This is a genomic window from Limimaricola variabilis, from assembly GCF_034371605.1.
Taxonomy (GTDB): Bacteria; Pseudomonadota; Alphaproteobacteria; order Rhodobacterales; family Rhodobacteraceae; genus Limimaricola; species Limimaricola variabilis.
Genome location: NZ_CP139692.1, coordinates 199,438 through 216,969 on the forward strand (window position 1 = coordinate 199,438; position 17,532 = coordinate 216,969).

The 17,532-nt window shown below is 67.8% G+C and carries 18 protein-coding genes and 2 pseudogenes; 13 read left to right on the top strand and 7 right to left on the bottom strand.

The features are described from left to right. Nucleotides 1-3 precede the first annotated feature (3 nt). The 7 genes from pobA to T8T21_RS16770 are packed head-to-tail and all read left to right on the top strand — an operon-like array spanning nucleotide 4 to nucleotide 5,631. A complete protein-coding gene (pobA, locus tag T8T21_RS16740; protein WP_322337566.1) occupies nucleotides 4-1,173 on the top strand; it encodes a 4-hydroxybenzoate 3-monooxygenase in 1,170 nt (389 codons plus the stop codon). A gap of 16 nt (nucleotides 1,174-1,189) precedes the next feature. After that, the gene (gene pcaC / locus T8T21_RS16745; protein ID WP_322337567.1) at nucleotides 1,190-1,567 is read left to right on the top strand and encodes a 4-carboxymuconolactone decarboxylase; all 378 of its coding nucleotides are present in this window, start codon (nucleotides 1,190-1,192) and stop codon (nucleotides 1,565-1,567) included. Beyond that, nucleotides 1,564-2,340 (top strand): protocatechuate 3,4-dioxygenase subunit beta, encoded by a 777-nt coding sequence (gene pcaH, locus T8T21_RS16750; protein WP_322337568.1) that lies wholly within the window; start codon nucleotides 1,564-1,566, stop codon nucleotides 2,338-2,340. Before pcaC ends, pcaH begins: the two co-directional genes overlap by 4 nt. Beyond that, entirely contained in the window at nucleotides 2,337-2,942 is a 606-nt protein-coding gene (pcaG, locus tag T8T21_RS16755) for a protocatechuate 3,4-dioxygenase subunit alpha (protein ID WP_322337569.1), read from the top strand. Before pcaH ends, pcaG begins: the two co-directional genes overlap by 4 nt. Nucleotides 2,943-2,951: 9 nt before the next feature. Next, a complete protein-coding gene (locus tag T8T21_RS16760; RefSeq protein WP_322337570.1) occupies nucleotides 2,952-3,794 on the top strand; it encodes a BKACE family enzyme in 843 nt (280 codons plus the stop codon). Further along, a complete protein-coding gene (gene pcaD, locus T8T21_RS16765; RefSeq protein ID WP_322337571.1) occupies nucleotides 3,791-4,579 on the top strand; it encodes a 3-oxoadipate enol-lactonase in 789 nt (262 codons plus the stop codon). The genes T8T21_RS16760 and pcaD overlap by 4 nt, the downstream gene beginning before the upstream one ends. Further along, entirely contained in the window at nucleotides 4,576-5,631 is a 1,056-nt protein-coding gene (locus T8T21_RS16770; protein WP_322337572.1) for a 3-carboxy-cis,cis-muconate cycloisomerase, read from the top strand. Before pcaD ends, T8T21_RS16770 begins: the two co-directional genes overlap by 4 nt. A 103-nt stretch (nucleotides 5,632-5,734) precedes the next feature. Here the strand turns inward: T8T21_RS16770 and T8T21_RS16775 are convergent, their stop codons facing one another. From T8T21_RS16775 to T8T21_RS16795, 5 genes are all read right to left on the bottom strand, one after another. Continuing rightward, nucleotides 5,735-6,163 carry a hypothetical protein gene (locus tag T8T21_RS16775; protein WP_322337573.1) on the bottom strand — a complete coding sequence of 143 codons (429 nt, stop codon included), beginning with the start codon at nucleotides 6,161-6,163 and terminating at the stop codon, nucleotides 5,735-5,737. A 222-nt stretch (nucleotides 6,164-6,385) separates the two neighbouring features. Next, nucleotides 6,386-7,117, bottom strand: a complete 732-nt coding sequence (locus tag T8T21_RS16780) for a peptidase (RefSeq protein ID WP_322337574.1) — start codon at nucleotides 7,115-7,117, stop codon at nucleotides 6,386-6,388. 19 nt (nucleotides 7,118-7,136) lie between these two features. Next, nucleotides 7,137-7,940 carry a transglutaminase family protein gene (locus T8T21_RS16785; RefSeq protein ID WP_322337575.1) on the bottom strand — a complete coding sequence of 268 codons (804 nt, stop codon included), beginning with the start codon at nucleotides 7,938-7,940 and terminating at the stop codon, nucleotides 7,137-7,139. Between the two features lie 22 nt (nucleotides 7,941-7,962). Further along, complete coding sequence (locus T8T21_RS16790) at nucleotides 7,963-8,907, bottom strand: alpha-E domain-containing protein (protein ID WP_322337576.1); 945 nt, start codon at nucleotides 8,905-8,907, stop codon at nucleotides 7,963-7,965. After that, nucleotides 8,904-10,328 (bottom strand): circularly permuted type 2 ATP-grasp protein, encoded by a 1,425-nt coding sequence (locus T8T21_RS16795; protein WP_322337577.1) that lies wholly within the window; start codon nucleotides 10,326-10,328, stop codon nucleotides 8,904-8,906. Before T8T21_RS16795 ends, T8T21_RS16790 begins: the two co-directional genes overlap by 4 nt. A gap of 334 nt (nucleotides 10,329-10,662) precedes the next feature. Here T8T21_RS16795 and T8T21_RS16800 point away from each other — a divergent pair, with 334 nt between their 5' ends. The 5 genes from T8T21_RS16800 (at nucleotide 10,663) to T8T21_RS16820 (ending at nucleotide 14,630) form a co-directional block, all read left to right on the top strand. Next, entirely contained in the window at nucleotides 10,663-11,271 is a 609-nt protein-coding gene (locus T8T21_RS16800) for an EF-hand domain-containing protein (RefSeq protein ID WP_322337578.1), read from the top strand. Nucleotides 11,272-11,480: 209 nt separating this feature from the next. Next, nucleotides 11,481-12,212: a sporulation protein gene (locus T8T21_RS16805; RefSeq protein WP_322337579.1), complete on the top strand. Its 732-nt coding sequence runs from the start codon at nucleotides 11,481-11,483 to the stop codon at nucleotides 12,210-12,212. Nucleotides 12,213-12,568: 356 nt separating this feature from the next. Next, the gene (locus T8T21_RS16810) at nucleotides 12,569-12,832 is read left to right on the top strand and encodes a hypothetical protein (RefSeq protein ID WP_322337580.1); all 264 of its coding nucleotides are present in this window, start codon (nucleotides 12,569-12,571) and stop codon (nucleotides 12,830-12,832) included. Between the two features lie 320 nt (nucleotides 12,833-13,152). Continuing rightward, the gene (locus T8T21_RS16815; protein ID WP_322337581.1) at nucleotides 13,153-13,812 is read left to right on the top strand and encodes a sugar transferase; all 660 of its coding nucleotides are present in this window, start codon (nucleotides 13,153-13,155) and stop codon (nucleotides 13,810-13,812) included. 47 nt (nucleotides 13,813-13,859) lie between these two features. Continuing rightward, nucleotides 13,860-14,630 (top strand): metallophosphoesterase, encoded by a 771-nt coding sequence (locus tag T8T21_RS16820; RefSeq protein ID WP_322337582.1) that lies wholly within the window; start codon nucleotides 13,860-13,862, stop codon nucleotides 14,628-14,630. Nucleotides 14,631-14,897: 267 nt separating this feature from the next. Here the strand turns inward: T8T21_RS16820 and T8T21_RS16825 are convergent. Beyond that, nucleotides 14,898-15,749 (bottom strand): annotated as a pseudogene (locus T8T21_RS16825) (IS3 family transposase); the annotation flags it as partial. Between the two features lie 65 nt (nucleotides 15,750-15,814). On the opposite strand from T8T21_RS16825, the gene T8T21_RS16830 reads away from it, so the two are divergent. Further along, the gene (locus T8T21_RS16830) at nucleotides 15,815-16,864 is read left to right on the top strand and encodes an IS110 family RNA-guided transposase (protein WP_322337583.1); all 1,050 of its coding nucleotides are present in this window, start codon (nucleotides 15,815-15,817) and stop codon (nucleotides 16,862-16,864) included. Nucleotides 16,865-17,090: 226 nt separating this feature from the next. Here the strand turns inward: T8T21_RS16830 and tnpA are convergent. Continuing rightward, nucleotides 17,091-17,354 (bottom strand): annotated as a pseudogene (gene tnpA, locus T8T21_RS16835) (IS66 family insertion sequence element accessory protein TnpA); the annotation flags it as partial. Nucleotides 17,355-17,532 lie beyond the last annotated feature (178 nt).

Here is a 17,532-nt window from a genome sequence, read left to right on the forward strand (position 1 = left end):
GCGATGCGCACACAGGTGGTGATCATCGGCGGCGGGCCATCGGGGCTGCTGCTGTCGCAGCTCCTGCTGCGGCGGGGCATCGACAACGTGGTGCTGGAGCGCAAGACCCGCGACTACGTGCTGAGCCGGATCCGGGCCGGGGTGCTGGAGCGGGGACTGCTGGAGCTGATGCGCGAGGCCTGGGTGGCCGGGCGGATGGAGCGCGAGGGCTTCGCCCATGACGGCGCGCTGATCGCCCATGAGGGCGGGACCTTCCACATCGACTTCAAGGCGCTGACCGGCCATTCGGTGATGGTCTATGGCCAGACCGAGGTGACCCGCGACCTCTATGACGCGCGCGAGGCGGCCGGGGCCGAGACGCTGTTCGAGGTCGAGCAGGTCGAGATCCACGACGCCGATGGCGACGCGCCCTATGTCAGCTTTCGCCAGCATGGCGAGACGCGGCGGATCGACTGCGATTTCGTGGCGGGCTGCGACGGCTTCCATGGGGTGAGCCGGCAGACGATCCCGCTCTCGGTGCGGCGCGAATACGAGAAGACCTACCCGTTCGGCTGGCTCGGCATCCTCAGCGAGACGCCGCCCGTAGATGACGAGCTGATCTACGCGAACTCGGCGCGCGGCTTCGCGCTGTGCTCGATGCGCAACGCCAATCTGAGCCGCTACTACATCCAGTGCGCGCTTTCGGACAAGCCGGAGGACTGGACCGACGCCGCCTTCTGGCAGGAGCTGAAGCGGCGGCTGCCGGGCGAGGTAGCCGAGCGGCTGGTCACCGGGCCGTCGATCGAGAAGTCGATCGCGCCGCTGCGCAGCTTCGTCTGCGAGCCGATGCGCTGGGGCCGGCTGTTCCTGTGCGGCGATGCCGCGCATATCGTGCCGCCGACCGGGGCCAAGGGGCTGAACACCGCCGCCTCGGACGTGCATTACCTCTATAACGGGCTGCGGCAGTTCTACGAGGAGGGCGATTCCGAGGGGATCGACCGCTATTCCGAGCGGGCGCTGGCGCGGGTCTGGAAGGCGGAGCGGTTCTCGTGGTGGTTCTCCTCGCTGCTGCACCGCTATCCGGACCAGAGCGCGTTCGATCTGCGGATGCAGACCGCCGAGCTGGAGTTCCTGCGCACCAACCGGGCGGCGCAGCAGGCGATGGCCGAGAACTATGTCGGGCTGCCATATTGATACGGGGGACGAGGCGATGAGCGATCTGACAAAGACCGGGACGGCGACGCGAAGGCGGGTGCTGGGCGACGCCCATGTCGACCGGGCCGAGGCGGCCCGGACCGGCTTCGACGCGCCGTTTCAGGCGCTGATCACCGACGCGGCCTGGGGCCATGTCTGGAGCCGCGACACGATCAGCGACCGCGAACGCTCGATGCTGACCATCGCGCTGCTGGCGGGGCTTGGCAACGACGCGGAGCTGGCGCTGCATATCCGCGCCACGGCCAATACCGGCGCGAGCCGCGACGACGTGCTCGAGGCGCTTTTGCACGTGGCGATCTATGCCGGGGTGCCGCGCGCCAACCACGCGATCGCGATCGCCAAGCAGACATTCGAGGAGATGGAGGCGTCATGACCCCCGACCGGAAGCCCCCCGTCACCCAGACCCCGGGCGGGCAGTCGCGCCCGGGCGGCGGGCTCTATGCGCGCGACCGCGCATGGCATCCCGCGGCGCTGACCCCGGCCTACAAGACCTCGGTGGCGCGCTCGCCCGCGCGTGCGCCGATCTCCTTTCCGACCACGCTGAGCGAGGAGACCGGGCCGGTTTTCACCCGCGACATGCTCGGCCCGCTCGACGCCGACCTTATCCACAACTACGCCAAGCGCCCCGAGGGCGCGATCGGGCCGCGCATCGTGGTGCAGGGCAGGGTGCTCGACCAGGACGGGCGCGGCGTGCCCGGCGCGCTGGTCGAGGTCTGGCAGGCCAATGCCGGCGGGCGGTATCGCCACAAGAAGGAAAGCTACCTCGCCCCGCTCGACCCGGATTTCGGCGGCTGCGGGCGCTGCCTCACCGACGAGGTCGGCAATTACGAGTTCCGCACCATCCAGCCGGGGCCGTATCCGTGGCCCAACGGGCCGAATGACTGGCGGCCCGCGCATATCCATTTCTCGGTGTTCGGCCGAAGCTGGGGCCAGCGGCTGATCACCCAGATGTATTTCGATGGCGACCCGATGATCTGGCACTGCCCGATCGTCGGCACGATCCCGTCGCGCGAGGGGATCGAGAGTCTGGTGGCGAGGCTCGACATGGAGGCGACGATCCCGATGGATGCCCGCGTCTACCGCTTCGACATCGTGCTCAGGGGGCGGCGGCAGACCCTGTTCGAAAACCGCATGGAGGGGCTGTGATGCAACGGATCGAGCGGCTGAAGGAAAGCCCGAGCCAGACCGCCGGGCCCTATGTGCATATCGGCGCGTTGCCGAACTTTGCCGGGATCGACGGGGTCTATGACGAGGATCTCGGCCAGAAAATGGTGCTCGGCGCGGTGCGCGGCGAGCGGATCACCCTGCGCGGCACCGTCTATGACGGCACCGGCGCGGCGCTGCGCGACGCGATGGTCGAGATCTGGCAGGCCGACGCCGCCGGGCTCTATGCCGGGCAGGACGGGGCCGACCCGGCCTTTGCCGGCTGGGGCCGGCAGGCGGGCGACATGGAGACCGGCGCTTTCGCCTTCGAGACCGTGAAGCCGGGGCCCGTGCCGTTCCGCGACGGGCGGATGCAGGCGCCGCATGTCTCGGTTTGGATCGTCGCGCGCGGCATCAATCTCGGCTTGCAGACGCGGATCTACTTCGCCGACGAGGAGGAGGCCAACGCCGCCGACCCGATCCTCGCCCGGATCGAGCATCGCGACCGGATCGCGACGCTGATGGCCCGGCCGGAGGGGCAGGGGGTGTACCGTTTCGACATCCGGCTGCAGGATGAGAACGAGACGATCTTCTTCGACATCTGAGGTCCGCCCATGTCCGATCCCTGTATCATCTGTGTCGCCATCACCGGCTCCGTCGCCGGCAAGGCCGACAATCCCGCCGTTCCGATCAGCATCGAGGAGCAGGTCGAGAGCACCCACGAATCCTTCGAGGCCGGGGCCAGCATCGCCCATTGCCATGTCCGCGACGATGCGGGCCGCCCGAGCTCGGACCCGGAGCGCTTCGCCCGGCTCAAGGAGGGGATCGAGCGGCATTGCCCCGGCATGGTCATCCAGCTCTCCACCGGCGGGCGGTCGGGCGCCGGGCGCGAGCGCGGCGGCATGCTGCCGCTCGCGCCGGACATGGCATCGCTGTCGGTGGGGTCGAACAACTTTCCGACCCGGGTCTACGAGAACCCGCCCGACCTCGTCGACTGGCTGGCCTCGGAGATGCGCGCATATAAGGTGAAGCACGAGATCGAGGCCTTCGATCTGAGCCATATCGTGCAGGCGGCGCGGATGGCGCAGGACGGGCGGATCGAGGGGCCGCTCTACGTGCAGTTCGTGATGGGGGTGAAGAACGCGATGCCGCTCGACGAGCCGATCTTCGATTTCTACATCGAGACGCTGAAACGCCTTGCCCCCGACGCGCTGTGGTGCGCGGCCGGCGTCGGCGCGGCGCAGATCACCGTCAATGAATGGGCGATCGCCAAGGGCGGGCACACCCGCACCGGGCTCGAGGACAATGTCCGGCTCGACCGCGAGACGCTGGCGCCGTCGAACGCGGCGCTGGTGAAGCGGGCGGTCGAGCTGTGCGACAAGCACGCCCGCCCGGTGGCGACATGGCGGCAGGCGCGCGAGATGCTCGGGCTGCGGATGCCGGAGGGCGTGGCATGAGCGGGCTGCGTTTCGCCGCGCCGCATGGCGCCGTGCTGCACCACGTGATCCGCGAGGGGCGCGGCCGACCGGTGGTCTTCGCCAATTCGCTCGGCACCGATCTGCGGATCTGGCAGGCGGTGGTGGCGCGGCTCGACCCGGAAACGCCGGTGCTGCTGTGGGACAAGCGCGGCCACGGGCTGTCGGAGGAGGGGCCGGTCGGGATGGAGGGCCACGCCGCCGATCTCGCCGGGCTGATGGATCTGCACGAGCTGTCGGGCGCGCTGGTCTGCGGCGTTTCGGTCGGCGGCATGATCGCGCAGGCCCTCTCGGCGGAGCGGCCCGATCTCGTGGCCGGGCTGATCCTGTCGAACACCGGCCACAGGATCGGCGACGACGCCAGCTGGAACGCGCGGATCGACACGGTTGAGCGCGAGGGCATCGCCGCGATGTCCGAGACCATCCTCGAACGCTGGCTCTCGCCGGGCTACCGCGCCGCGCAGCCCGAGATGCTGGCGGGCTGGCGGATGATGCTGACCCGGACCCCGGCCTCGGGCTATACGGCGGTTTGCCGGGCGATCCGCGACGCAGACCTGACCGAGGTGGCGCGCGGCATCGCGGTGCCGACGCTCTGCCTCGCGGGCAGCGATGACGGCGCGACCCCGCCGGAGCTGGTCTCGGCGCTGGCCGCGCTGGTGCCGGCGGCCGAGTATCGCTGCCTCGACGGGGCGGGGCATCTGCCCTGCATCGAGCGGCCCGAGGAGGTCGCGACGATGATCCGCGAGATGCTGGACCGGATCGGGTGAGCGGGGTCTTCGACCATCCCTGGCTGTCGGGGCTGTTCGGCGATCCGCAGGCGGCGCGGATCTGGAGCGCCGAGGCCGATCTGGCGCGGATGATCGCCTTCGAGGCGGCCTATTCCCGGGCGCTCGGCGCCGCCGGGCTGGTCGCGCGCGACATCGCCGAGGCGGCGGCGGCGGCGATCGAGGCCGCCGATATCGATCCCGCCGCGCTGGCCGAGGGCACGGCGCGCGACGGGCTGCCGGTGCCGGCGCTGGTGGCGCAGTTGGAGATCGCGGCGGGACCGGCAGCGGAGGCGGTGCATCGCGGCACGACCTCGCAGGACGTGATCGACAGCGCGCTGGCGCTGGCGCTGCGCGAGACCTCGGGCCTGCTCTCGGCGCGGCTGGCGGAGCTGGAGCAAGGGCTGGCCGGGCTGGAGCGGCGGTTCGGCGCGCGGGCGCTGATGGGGCGGACGCGGATGCAGGCGGCGCTGCCGATCACCGTGGCCGACCGGATCGGCGCCTGGGCCGCGCCGTTGGCCGATCACCGCGCCCGGCTGGCCGCCCTGGCGCCGCGCGTCGAGCGGCTGCAATTCGGCGGGCCGGTGGGGCTGCGCGACGGGTTCGACGGGCGCGGCGTGGCGGTGGCCGATCATCTGGGCCGGGCGCTCGGGCTCGCGGTCGCGCCGCAATGGCAGACCCGGCGCGACGGGCTGGCGGAATATGCGGGGCTCATGTCGCTGATCACCGGCAGCCTGGGCAAGATCGGGCAGGACGTGGCGCTGATGGCGCAGCAGGCGCCGCGCGAGGTGTCGATCGCCGGGGCGGGCGGCTCCTCGGCGATGGCGCACAAGCAGAACCCGGTGCTGGCCGAGCTGCTGGTGACGCTGGCGCGGTTCAACGCGACGCAGCTCGCCGGCATGCATCAGGCGCTGGTCCATGAGCAGGAACGCTCCGGCGCGGCGTGGAGCCTGGAGTGGATGATCCTGCCGCCGATGGCGCGGGCCACGGCGCGCGCGCTCGGCGCGGGCTGCGACCTATGCGCGGCGGTGACGTCGCTGGGGGCCGAGGGCTAGGAGCGCGCCGACCACTTTGGCAATCAAGAAACCCAACGGCGGCGCCGTGTGGCGCCGCCGCGTTGCAGGTCGGTGGGGTCGGTCCGGAATTCGGGCGTCGGGGTCAGACCGGGGTGGCGTGGCGGCCGCGACCGGCGAGGCGGACGATCTCGGCCGAGCCGTTGATCCATTCGCTCTCGGTCTCGTTGACCTCGCGGACCACGTGCTGGGCGCAGCGTAGCCAGAGCCGCATCCAGTCCTCGGCATCGGCGGCGAGCCGGGTCCGCGCGCCGTCGCGCCACAAATCGAGCGCGTGGGCGGCGCGGCCGGTATCGGGGCCGGCGGCGATCATTTCGGCGGTGAGATCGCCCAGATCGGCCATCGCCTGGCGGCGGCGCTCGGCCCAGGCGGCGTGGAAGGTGCGGGTCTCGTCGAGCAGCCGCGACTGCACCGCCTGCAGATGGCGCATCTGCGGCGAGACGAACTGTTCGGGTGACGGCATCGGCGCGTCCGGCCTGAGCCGGGGCGCGGCGGAACGGGAGGTGCGGGTCATGTCGGATCTCCTTCGAGATGGCGCGGGACCGCGCGGGCCGCCGGGCACAACGCCCCGGCCCGGATCGGTCGACAGGGAATGACGCAGCCTTGATGTCCGCGATCCGGGCCGGGCCCCGTGGCGGGGCGGGCAGGGGTCGCGCGCCCCGGTGATAGCATGATCGGGCCCCGCTGTCAGTTGGCCGAAAATGCAGGCGGCCGCATCGCGCCGATCCGCGCCGGATCAGAGCGCGACATCGGGCAGGCTGTCGAAGGCCGATTTCAGCGCCGCGCTCCAATTCTCTGAAACCGCGAGATATTGCGGGTCCTCGGCCTCGATCCGGCGGGTCGGGCCGGGGGTCAGGCTGTCGGCGGCGTAGATCTGCAGATCGAGCGGCAGGCCGACAGAGAGGTTGGCCTTGATGGTGGAATCATAGCTCACCATCAGCAGCTTCACCGCCTGCTCGAAGCTCATCCCCGCCTCGAAGGCGCGCACCAGGATCGGCCGGCCATATTTGGTCTCGCCGCTCTGGAACCAGGGCATGTCGTCGCCGGCCTCGATGAAGTTGCCCTCCGGATAGATCAGGAACAGCCGCGGCGGCGAGCCGCGGACCTGGCCACCGAGGATCAGCGTCGCGCCGAAGGTGCCGGCATCGGCGTTCATCTGGCCCGACCCGGCGCGGGCGATCTCCTCCTTGAGCAGGTCGCCGACCATCCGCGCCACCGCGAACATCGAAGGCAGGCCGAGGATCGAGGGGTGCCGCTCGCCCGGCGATTTCAGCCGCTCGTCGATCATGCTGACCACCGCCTGGGTGGTGGCGAGGTTGCCGGCGGTGAGCAGGGTGATCACCGCGTTCTCGTCCGACCAGCCGAACATCTTGCGGCAGCTCGAGATGTTGTCGACCCCGGCATTGGTGCGGGTGTCGGACATGAAGACGAGGCCGCGGTCGAGCCGCAGCGCGCAGCAATAGGTCATCGGGGGTCCTTTACTGGCGTCATTGCTGTTGGCGTACGTCGAGCGCGACGTGCAGATCCTCGCGCGCGCCGCCGGTGCGGAAGCCGTTGACCGGCGCGGCCTCGGCGTAATCGAGCCCGGTGGCGACACGGACATAGCGCGCATCGGGCGAGATGCCGTTGGAGACGTCGAAGCCGACCCAGCCGAGATCGGGCAGATGCGCCTCGGCCCAGGCATGGGTCGCCTCCTGCGCCACCCGGTCGTCCATCATCAGGTAGCCCGAGACGTAGCGCGCCGGCTGGCCCATGGCGCGGGCGCAGGCGATGAAGGCATGGGCGTGGTCCTGGCAGACGCCTTCGCCGGCGGCGAGCGCCTCCTCGGCGGTGGTGGCGATGCCGGAGCGGCCGGTGCGGTAGGCGATCGTCTCGCGCACCAACTCGGAGAGCAGGTGCAGCCGCTCCAGCGGGCCGGAACGTGGCTCGATCCGGGCCACCAGCCTGCGGCAGCCGGCGCCGGGTCGGGTCAGCGGGGTCTGCCGCTCGAACAGCCAGAGCGGCATGTGCCCGGCATGGGGGCCGTGGACCCCGGCGCGGTCCTCGATCTCGATCTCGCCCTCGGAGACGATCTCGATCTCGGTGGCGCCGGGATCGACCGAGACCAGATCGACGGTGTTGGCGTGGTGGTCCTCGAAGGTCAGCTCGCGGCTGCCGCCGCCGATCCGGGTCGACCAGTCGATCACCCGCTGGCCGCCGGTCGATTTCGGGGTCAGCCGCAGCTGCTGCATGCCGAAGGCGACGGGGCCGTCATAGGCATAGGTGGTGCGGTGCGAGATGCTCAGCCGCATGGGCGCGCTCCGAAAATGGGGATCATCGGTAGAAACTGAAATCGATCTCGATCTGCGCGCTGAGCCGGCCGATACAGCCTTGGAAATCGACCAGGAACTCGTGCAGGCCGCTCTCGAAGATGGCGCCGATCGGCCGCGACAGCAGCTTGTCGTTGAGCGCGTCGGCAAGATCGTGCGCCGGCAGCCGGGCGCCGTAATCCTGGGCGATGTAGTTCAGGTTCTCGCGCAGCTTGTGGGCGCAGAAGGCGAGGCTGCGCGGCATCGCCCGGTCGTGGATGATGAATTCGGCGATGGCGCGCGGGCACAGCTCCTGGCCGAAGCGCATCTGGTAGGCGCCGACCCCCGAGACCGAGCGCAGGATCGTCTCCCACTGCACGTCGTCGAGCCGCGAGCCGACCGCGCTGGCCGAGGGCAGCAGCACGAAATACTTCACGTCGAGGATCCGCGCGGTGCAGTCGGCGCGCTCCGCGAACATGCCGAGCCGGCAGAAATCATAGACGTCGTTGCGCAGCATGGTGCCGTGGATGGCGCCGCGCACGAAGGCGGCGCGCTGCCGGATCAGCGCCAGCACCTGGCCGAGGTCGCGATCCGTCACCCGCCGCGCCAGCGCCGCCGAAAGCGTCATCCAGGCCTCGTTCACCGCCTCCCAGACCTCGCGGGTCAGCGCGGTGCGCACGACGCGGGCGTTGTCGCGCGCCAGCTTGATCACCGACAGCACCGCCGAGGGGTTGTCGGCGTCGCGCAGCATCCAGTCGATCGCCGCCTCGCGGCTGACCGTGCCATGCGCGGCGGCGAAACCGTCCCAGGTGCCGGAGGCGCGCAGCACGCTGGCCCATTGGTCGTCATCGGCCGAGCGGGTCAGCGCGATGCGCTGGCCGGTCTCGATCATCCGGGCGGTGTTCTCGCTCCGCTCGAGATAGCGGAACATCCAGTAGAGCCCGCCCGCCGTCTTGCCAAGCGTCGTCATTCTTCCAGCACCCAGGTGTCCTTGGTGCCGCCGCCCTGGCTCGAATTGACCACCAGCGAGCCCTTCTTGAGCGCGACCCGGGTCAGGCCGCCCGGGGTGATCGAGACCCCCTCGGGCGAGACCAGCACGAAGGGGCGCAGGTCGACATGGCGCGGCGCGAGCCCCGCGCGGGTGAAGATCGGCACCGTCGACAGCGCCAGCGTCGGCTGGGCGATGTAGTTGCCGGGCCGGGCCTTGAGCTTGTCGCGGAAGGCGGCGATCTCCTTCTTGGAGGCGGTCGGGCCGATCAGCATGCCGTAGCCGCCGGAGCCGTGCACCTCCTTGACGACCAGCTTGGACAGGTTGTCGAGCACGTAGGCCAGCGCCTCCGGCTCGGCGCAGCGCCAGGTCGGCACGTTCTTCAGGATCGCCTTCTCGCCGGTATAGAACTCCACGATTTCGGGCATGTAGGAATAGATCGCCTTGTCGTCGGCGATGCCGGTGCCCGGCGCGTTGGCCAGCGTCAGCCGTCCTGCGCGGTAGACATCCATCAGCCCCGGCACGCCGAGCGCGCTGTCGGGGTTGAAGTTCAGCGGGTCGATCCAGTCGTCGTCGACCCGTCGGTAGAGCACGTCGATTGCCCGGTAGCCCTGGGTGGTGCGCATCGCCAGTCGGCCGTCGACCACCCGCAGATCGTGGCCCTCGACCAGCTCCACCCCCATCTTGTCGGCGAGGAAGCTGTGCTCATAATAGGCGGAGTTGTAGCTGCCCGGGGTCAGCACCCCGACCACCGGCCGGCCCGAGACCCCCGACGGCGCGCAGGCGCAGAGCGAGCGGTGCAGCATCGACGGGTAGGAGGAGACCGGCCGCACCCGGGTCTGCATGAACAGCTCGGGGAACATGTGCAGCATCGTCTCGCGGTTCTCGAGCATATAGCTGACGCCCGAGGGGGTGCGGGCGTTGTCCTCGAGCACGTAGAACTCGTCCTCGCCGGTGCGCACCAGGTCGGTGCCGACGATATGGGTGTAGACCCCGCCCGGCGGGTCGACGCCGATCATCTGCGGCAGGAAGGCGGCGTTGCGTGCCACCGCCTCGACCGGCACCCGCCCGGCGCGCAGGATCTCCTGCCGGTGGTAGATGTCGTGCAGGAAGGCGTTGATCGCCCGGACCCGCTGCTCGATGCCGCGCGACAGCCGGTCCCATTCGCGCGCCGCGATCACCCGCGGCACGATGTCGAAGGGGATCAGCCGCTCGCGCGCCTCGCTTTGCCCATAGACGTTGAAGGTGATGCCGGTGAGCCGGAACAGGTCCTCGGCCTCGCGCGCCTTGCGGCGCAGTCGGGCGGGGTCCTCGGCGCTGAACCAGCTCTCGATCGCCCGGTAGGGGCGGCGCAGGGCGGCGTCGCGGCCCCACATCTCGTCGAATGTCGCGTGTTCGGTCATGAGTCGAGGCTAGGAGGGCGCCGCGGCGGGGTCTGCCGGGATCATGCGCGGCGGCCGGGCGGCGCGCCGCATTTCGCGCCGCCGCGCCCGGATCATGGGCGTTTCGCCGCTTTACTGGGCGACTGGGGAACTGAGGCGCTCTCCTTAAGCGTGTGTACGGTGGGGCACGGGGAGGAGGAGTTGTCGCAAGCTGTAACGCCCGGACGGCCTGCGACAGCGGGCGACAAAGCCAGCGTGGTGCGGCTCTGGCGCGGCTGGCATCACGGTCCCAGTTGATCGACACGGCACCAAGACGACGGGCCGCGACGACACGACAGACACAAAGGTTGAAGCCATGAAGACGACCAAGATCCTCCCCACCGCCTTTCTCGTGACCGCGCTGATGGGCGCGGGCGCCGTGGTCGCCACCGCGCAGAGCAACGACGCCGCGCCTGAGGCCCCGGCCGCAACTGCGACCGAGGTCGCACCGGAAGCCGCGCCGGAGCGGGGCCCGGCCGAGCGTGACGGCCGCGGCTTCTTTGCCCGGATGCGTGGCGGTGACGATCACCGCGGCGAGCATGGCGAGCGTCGCGGCGGTCGCGACGAGCATCGCGCCATGCATGGCGGCCACGGCATGCGCGGCGGCATGATGATGCAGCAGATCCTGACTGAGGCCGACACCGATGGCGACGGTGCCCTGACCCAGGCCGAGATCGACGCCTATCGCAGCGCGCAGGTGAGCGCGGCCGACGCCTCGGGCGATGGCAACCTCGAGATCGAGGAATTCGCGACGCTCTATAACCAGTTCATGCGCCCGCATATGGTCGACGCCTTCCAGGAGCTCGACGCCGATGGCGACGGCGCGATCACGGCCGAGGAGCTCGACACCCGGGTCGATGGTCTGGTGGACCGGCTCGACCGGGATGGCGACGGCGCGATCAGCCCGGCCGACCGTCGCCGCTGACCCCTTCGATCCGCGAGACGGATGATGCGCGGGCCCGGCAATCGCCGGGCCCGCCGCATGTGAGTCTGGGAAGGAGGCGCCTTCGCGGCGTTGTGCGGGCGTGGCCGGTGAGGGGAGCGGCGCATCTACCATCGGACCAGCGGGCCAGCTCTTTTCGGGGCGGTCGCCGGCCCCATATCGCGAGGCGATCAAGGCAAGGGAGACGAACGATGTTCGGCAAGGTTCTGTCCAGTCTCGGCATCGGCGGCGCGACCGTCGACGCGGTTCTGGAGCACGAGGCACTGGCGCCCGGCGACACGCTGCGGGCCGAGATCCGCATTCAGGGCGGGAATGCCGCGCAGGAGATCCGTGCCGCGCATCTGTCCCTGGTCACCCGCTGTCTGGTCGAGGGCCCGCATGGCCGCCGCCATGGCGACATCGTGCTGGTGGAGGGGCAGGCACCGATCGGCCGGATCGAGGTCGGCGAGAGCCTGATCCTTCCGATCGAGATGGACCTGCCGCGGGCCGCGCCGATCACCATCGGCTCGACCAGCACCCGGCTGGAGACCCGGCTCGAGGTGCCGGGCGCGGTCGACCCGCGCGATTCCGACCCCGTCACGATCCGCCCCGGCGTCACGATGGCGCGGGTGCTGCAAGGAATCGAGGCGGCGGGCTTCCGGCTGAGCGAGACCGAGGTGGAGTACCAGCCCCGCCGCGACCCGCCCTTCCTGCAGGAGTTCGACTTCCGCCCGGTGGGTTTGGGCGATCTGGGGATCGAGGAGGTCGAGGTGGCGTTCCTGCCCTATGCGGGCGGGGTCGAGCTGCTGCTGACCGTGGACCGACGCGGCGGTCTGTTCCTCGGGGGTGGCGAGCGGATGATGCGGCTGCGGATCGACGACGCCGAGGCGGGGCGTATCGACATGGCCGCGGAGTTGCGCCGGGTGATTGAGCGGCTGCGTTGAGGGAGGGGGGGCGGCTATTCGACGGATAGGGTCGACTGGACCGCTGAAGCCGGCTTTTCAGCCTAAAGTTGAATCGATGTGGCTCGGGATCCAGCGTTTTCCCCGTGAGAGAGACGGCGGCTCTCAGAACCACTTTGTCCAGGTTGGTCACCGGAGCTACCGTTGAACGAGCGCCAAGTGGCCGCTTTGCAACGAATAATCCGATTATTGGCTGGATGAGGTCGAAAACATACACTGATTCTTCAGGCAAGCATAGATCTGTCGCGGCTTCGATTGACGCCGTGACAGCCTTGCCACTGGCAGGCTAGATTCCGCTGTGCTACCACAACTCCGAAGTGCTCTATAAGGATATATTCATGCTGCGTTATGTTTCCGCTGCTGGCCTCGCCCTGACCGTCGTTCTGGCTGGCCCGGTGCAGGCCGGTGGTCTCGCCAACGAAATCGTCGAGCCGGCCGTTGCCGCTCCCGCTGCCGGCGGCCCCATCGTTGCCGTGCCGCCGCGCGGGCTCTTTGGTGGCCTCGGTGCTCCCGCCGTCGCCGGCCTCGGGGCTCTTGCTCTGGCCAGCGCCGTTCTGCTGAGCTCGAGCGACAGCACCAACTCGACGACCGACACCCAGTAAGACTGGTTCGGGCGGCCCTCGTCGGCCGCCCGACTTCTTCGGGCTGCTCTCGACGGCAACCCCGTCAGGAGCGGCCGATTGAGCCTAATCTCTTTGAATTTTCTTGGGAAACGGTGTTTTTCCAAGCCAGTATTAGTGAGCATCGCAATGCTACAAAAGAATTGCGTAGTCACAACTTAAGCGTGAAATTTTTTCGAGCAGATATTGACCTTTTAGACAGGTTGGTCGAATGAGGGCAGAGAGATCGCGCCTGGTGCGCATTGGTTGAAAATCAAGAGAAGCAGCGGCAAGAGGCTTCCGCGCTGAGGTGCGTTTCCATTATGAATGACACGGTAGTCACGGAGGCGTTCATCCCCGCCGAGAAAAGCGAACCATCGAAATTTCGGGTCTTCGAAACCCATGGCCGCCCCGGCAAACGCGCGTTTGATCTGCTGATGTGCCTGGCGCTTCTGCCGTTCTTCCTGTCAGCGGCACTCCTGCTTCTGGTTCTCAACCCGTTCTTCAACCGTGGTTCGCTGTTTTTCGTGCAAACCCGCATGGGCCGCGACTGTGAGCCGTTCCGCGCCTTCAAGTTCCGCACCATGACCGAGGCGCCCGCCATTATCCGTGGTCCTTTCGACGCGCTCGAGACCAACCGGATCACCCGGCTGGGTCGCATCCTGCGCAAGTCGCGCGTCGACGAACTGCCGCAGATCCTCAACGTGCTCGCCGGACATATGAGCATGATCGGGCCGCGGCCGGATTTCTATGATCACGCACTGGTCTATGTCGGTAACGTCCATGGCTACCGGCGGCGCCACGACGTGCTCCCCGGTATCACCGGCCTGGCGCAGACCGAGGTCGGTTATGTTGTCGGGCTCGACGGACTGCGCCGCAAGGTGGCTGCAGATTTGCTCTATATTCGTCGTTCGTCGATGCGCTTCGATCTCTGGGTGACCTGGCAGACGATCGGCACCGTCCTAGGCCGGCGCGGCGCCTAAACGGGCGCTCTGGTCAAGCCGGTCCGCGCGAGGATAAAGTCCCGCTCATGCGTGGATTCATCTTATCCTTGCGGAACCGGCTGACCGGCCGGACCGCTACCGCCCCCGAATTCGACGCGCCGCTGGCGCCCGAGGCGCCGATCGCCGTGATCGGCGACGTGCATGGCCGCGACGATCTGCTCGGACAGTTGCTGGACCAGCTCGCCGATGAAGCGCCCGAGTACAAGATCGTGCTCGTCGGCGATTATGTCGATCGCGGCGAGCAGAGCCGCGCCGTGATCGAGCGGCTGCGCGCCAGGCCGGATCTGATCTGCCTGAAGGGCAATCATGAGGCGATGTGCCTGGCCTTTCTCGACGACCCCGAGAAGCATGGCACGCGCTGGCTCCGGAATGGCGGGCTGCAGACACTGGCGAGCTTCGGTGTCGGCCTCTCGGGGCAGGGAACGGATGTCGAGCGGATGACCGCCGCCCGGGACGCCTTTGTCGAGGCGCTCGGTGCCGAGGGCCGGGCATGGATGGCGGCACTGCCGCTGCAATGGCGCAGCGGCAACATCGTCGTGGTTCATGCCGCCGCCGACCCGGCGCAGCCGCTGCAGCTTCAGGCCGAGCGGACCCTGCTCTGGGGCCATCCAGATTTCGAGAACCGAGTACGTGAAGACGGCATCTGGATCGCACATGGTCACGTCATCCATGACCGGCCCGTGGCGGATCAGGGCCGCATCGCCACGGATACCGGCGCCTATGCAAGCGGTCGCCTCACCGCCGCGCTGATCGCGCCGGGCGAACTGCGCTTCGTGCAGACAGGGGCGGTTCGATAGCGTACCCGATCTTTTATCGACGACATGGTTTCCAAGTGAAGTCGGTAGAGATCAAACAAAAGGGCGCCCGATGGGCGCGAGCCCATGCTGTAAATGTTGTGTCTGAGGCGAGCCGCCTTGCCTTATTGGGGTTGCGAGGCACAACAACTGGCGCGTGCTCTCGAAGATTTCTTCGGGAAGGCAGAAACCTCGGCGAGCCGAGGAAACCATGCTCGTCTAGAGGCAGGGTATGGGAAGGTAATGACCCGCTCCCCTGAGAGTCCTCGTTTATAGGTTAGCTCTGTTCAGGGTTTGGTCGTTTTCGGCCCGGTGGTGATACTCGCGGGGCGTCAGCCCGTCGAGGCTCGTATGGGGGCGGTGGTGGTTGTAGTCGTCCCGCCAGGCCTCGATCAGCTGACGGGCATGGCGCAGGTTCGAGAACAGGTGCTCGTTCAGGCATTCGTCGCGCAGTCGCCCGTTGAAGCTCTCGACGAAGCCGTTCTGCATCGGCTTTCCCGGGGCGATGTAATGCCATTCCACCTTGCGGTCCTCCTGCCATTTCAGGATCGCATTGCTGGTCAGCTCCGTGCCGTTGTCGCTGACCACCATGCAAGGATAGCCCCGCAGTTCGGCGATCCGGTCGAGCTCACGTGCCACCCGCAGGCCGGACAGCGGGGTATCGACGACGGCTGCCAGGCATTCCCGGCTGAAGTCGTCGATCACGCAGAGCACCCGGAACCGCCGGCCATCGGCGAAGCTGTCGGATACGAAGTCCAGGCTCCACCGCTGGTTCGGCCCCTGCGGGATCGCCATGGGCGCCCTTGTCCCGATGGCGCGTTTGCGGCCGCCGCGCTTGCGCACGGTCAGCCCTTCCTCGCGGTAGAGCCGATACAGCTTCTTCCAGTTCAGCACCCAGCCCTCCCGCTCCAGCAGGAGGTGCAGGCGGCGATAGCCGAAGCGTCGTCGCTCGCCGGCAAGTGCTCGCAGCCGTCGGCGCAGTTCCTCGTCGGAGGGTCTGGTGGGTCGCCGCCGATACACGCGCGGGTCGATCCCGACCAAGGCGCAGGCGCGCCGCTGCGAATAGCTTTTCTCTGTCATGGCCCAGTCCACGGCACGTCTCCTCGAACCAGGCCTCAGAAGTAATGGGATGGTCCGCCCCGCATCCAGGCATAGCCTTTGTCGCTATAGGAGAAGGAGGATAACGGATGCGCATCAATCCCAAACCGGAAGCCGCCGTCTACGGCATCGACCTTGGCAAGAAAGTATTCCATCTCGTCGCACTCGATGCAGGGGGTCGGCCCATCCAGAGAGCCAAGTTCACCCGCGACACGCTCCTGCGCTTCTTTGCGTCAGCCACGGCTGCACGGGTGGGCATGGAGGCTTGTCCCGGCTCCCAATGGCTTGCTCGGAAGCTTATCGAGCTCGGCCACGACGCCTGCATCATCCCCGCAAAGTTCGTGAAGCCCTATGTGAAGTCGAACAAGACGGATGTGGTGGATGCCGAAGCCATTGCCGAAGCGGTGACCCGTCCAACCATGCGCTTCGTCCAGGTGAGAACGCCCGAGCAGATTGATCTGCAAGCACTGCATCGTATCCGCGATCGACTGATCCGCAGCCGGACCGCGCTGATCAATCAAGCCCGCGCTTTCTGCCTTGAATATGGTTTGGCAATGCGAACCGGCGCCGGCGTGTTCCATATCGACATCCGGCGCCATCTCGACTGCACAGAGAACGATCTGACTGACATCATGCGCGCGATGCTGCGTGATCTCCTCGACGATCTCGACCACCTCGAGCGGCGCATTGCGGAGATCTCGAAGGCAATCGAAGCGACGGCCCATACCGACGAGGTCGCACGTCGTCTCATGACCGTGCCCGGAATTGGACCGTTGGGCGCCACCGCCCTCATGGCTGCGGCCGGGAATGGGTTGCAGTTCCGCAAGGCGCGGGACATGGCCGCCTGGCTCGGTCTCGTGCCCGCCGAGCATTCCACTGGCGGCAAGCAGACCCTTCGCGGGATCAGCAAGCGAGGCAACGGCTATGTCCGACGCCTGCTCATTCACGGAGCGCGATCATGCTTCCTGCACCTCGATCGCGAGAAGCACGCGCTCGGCCGGTGGCTGAGGGCACTCGAGGGGCGCACGCATCGCAACAAGGCGGTTGTGGCGCTGGCGAACAAGATCACACGGATTGCTTGGGCGATCCTTACGCGGCCCGGGCAACTCTATCTCCGCTCGAAGGGAGCTGCTGCCTGACGCCGACTGCCCACCGATTGCAGGAGGCACGATGACCAAACGGCTGATCAGCCACGGGTAAACCATTCGCAAAAAAGCGGGACGCGATCCCGTAGCAACTAATCTGGAACCCGAGGCGCGGATCTCATCAAGGCCTGGCCGCCAAAAGCGGCCCACTGATCAGAGGCCGGATACATTTACGCAAGCCTGAATGGCATCGCGCAGCTTGCAAGCGCGGGGCGGACCATACATTTTTTGCGAGCATTTCCTTGAGCGTGGCCATGTCCAGCATCTGCTCCGCCAACATCTTCTTCAGCTTCGCATTCTCGGCCTCCAGCGCCTTCAGCCGCTTCGCGTCCGGCACTTCCATGCCGCCATACTTCGAGCGCCACTTGTAAAAGGTCGCATCACTGATCCCGTGCTGTCGGCACAGCTCCTTCACCCCGAGCCCGGCTTGGTGCTCCTTCAAGATGCGGATGATCTGCTCCTCGCTGAACCGGCTTCTTCTCATCGTCTGTCTCCTCGCTTGGGGAACAGGCTAACTTCAAAGCGCGGACATTTCAGGGGAGCGGGTCAGTAAGGATGGCGCTGTTAGTGCCTCTTACTCAAATATGTGGCCTTTTATCCAGCTCATCCAGCCACCATCCGTCATATGGCTGTAGTTCTTTCTGAAGACAGCTATGAATTAG

Coding starts and splice junctions, on each gene's coding strand:
- pobA (WP_322337566.1), top strand. CDS start 4: ATGCGCACACAGGTGGTGATCATCGGCGGCGGGCCATCGGGGCTGCTG.
- pcaC (WP_322337567.1), top strand. CDS start 1,190: ATGAGCGATCTGACAAAGACCGGGACGGCGACGCGAAGGCGGGTGCTG.
- pcaH (WP_322337568.1), top strand. CDS start 1,564: ATGACCCCCGACCGGAAGCCCCCCGTCACCCAGACCCCGGGCGGGCAG.
- T8T21_RS16760 (WP_322337570.1), top strand. CDS start 2,952: ATGTCCGATCCCTGTATCATCTGTGTCGCCATCACCGGCTCCGTCGCC.
- pcaD (WP_322337571.1), top strand. CDS start 3,791: ATGAGCGGGCTGCGTTTCGCCGCGCCGCATGGCGCCGTGCTGCACCAC.
- T8T21_RS16775 (WP_322337573.1), bottom strand. CDS start 6,163: ATGACCCGCACCTCCCGTTCCGCCGCGCCCCGGCTCAGGCCGGACGCG.
- T8T21_RS16780 (WP_322337574.1), bottom strand. CDS start 7,117: ATGACCTATTGCTGCGCGCTGCGGCTCGACCGCGGCCTCGTCTTCATG.
- T8T21_RS16785 (WP_322337575.1), bottom strand. CDS start 7,940: ATGCGGCTGAGCATCTCGCACCGCACCACCTATGCCTATGACGGCCCC.
- T8T21_RS16790 (WP_322337576.1), bottom strand. CDS start 8,907: ATGACGACGCTTGGCAAGACGGCGGGCGGGCTCTACTGGATGTTCCGC.
- T8T21_RS16795 (WP_322337577.1), bottom strand. CDS start 10,328: ATGACCGAACACGCGACATTCGACGAGATGTGGGGCCGCGACGCCGCC.
- T8T21_RS16800 (WP_322337578.1), top strand. CDS start 10,663: ATGAAGACGACCAAGATCCTCCCCACCGCCTTTCTCGTGACCGCGCTG.
- T8T21_RS16805 (WP_322337579.1), top strand. CDS start 11,481: ATGTTCGGCAAGGTTCTGTCCAGTCTCGGCATCGGCGGCGCGACCGTC.
- T8T21_RS16810 (WP_322337580.1), top strand. CDS start 12,569: ATGCTGCGTTATGTTTCCGCTGCTGGCCTCGCCCTGACCGTCGTTCTG.
- T8T21_RS16815 (WP_322337581.1), top strand. CDS start 13,153: ATGAATGACACGGTAGTCACGGAGGCGTTCATCCCCGCCGAGAAAAGC.
- T8T21_RS16820 (WP_322337582.1), top strand. CDS start 13,860: ATGCGTGGATTCATCTTATCCTTGCGGAACCGGCTGACCGGCCGGACC.
- T8T21_RS16830 (WP_322337583.1), top strand. CDS start 15,815: ATGCGCATCAATCCCAAACCGGAAGCCGCCGTCTACGGCATCGACCTT.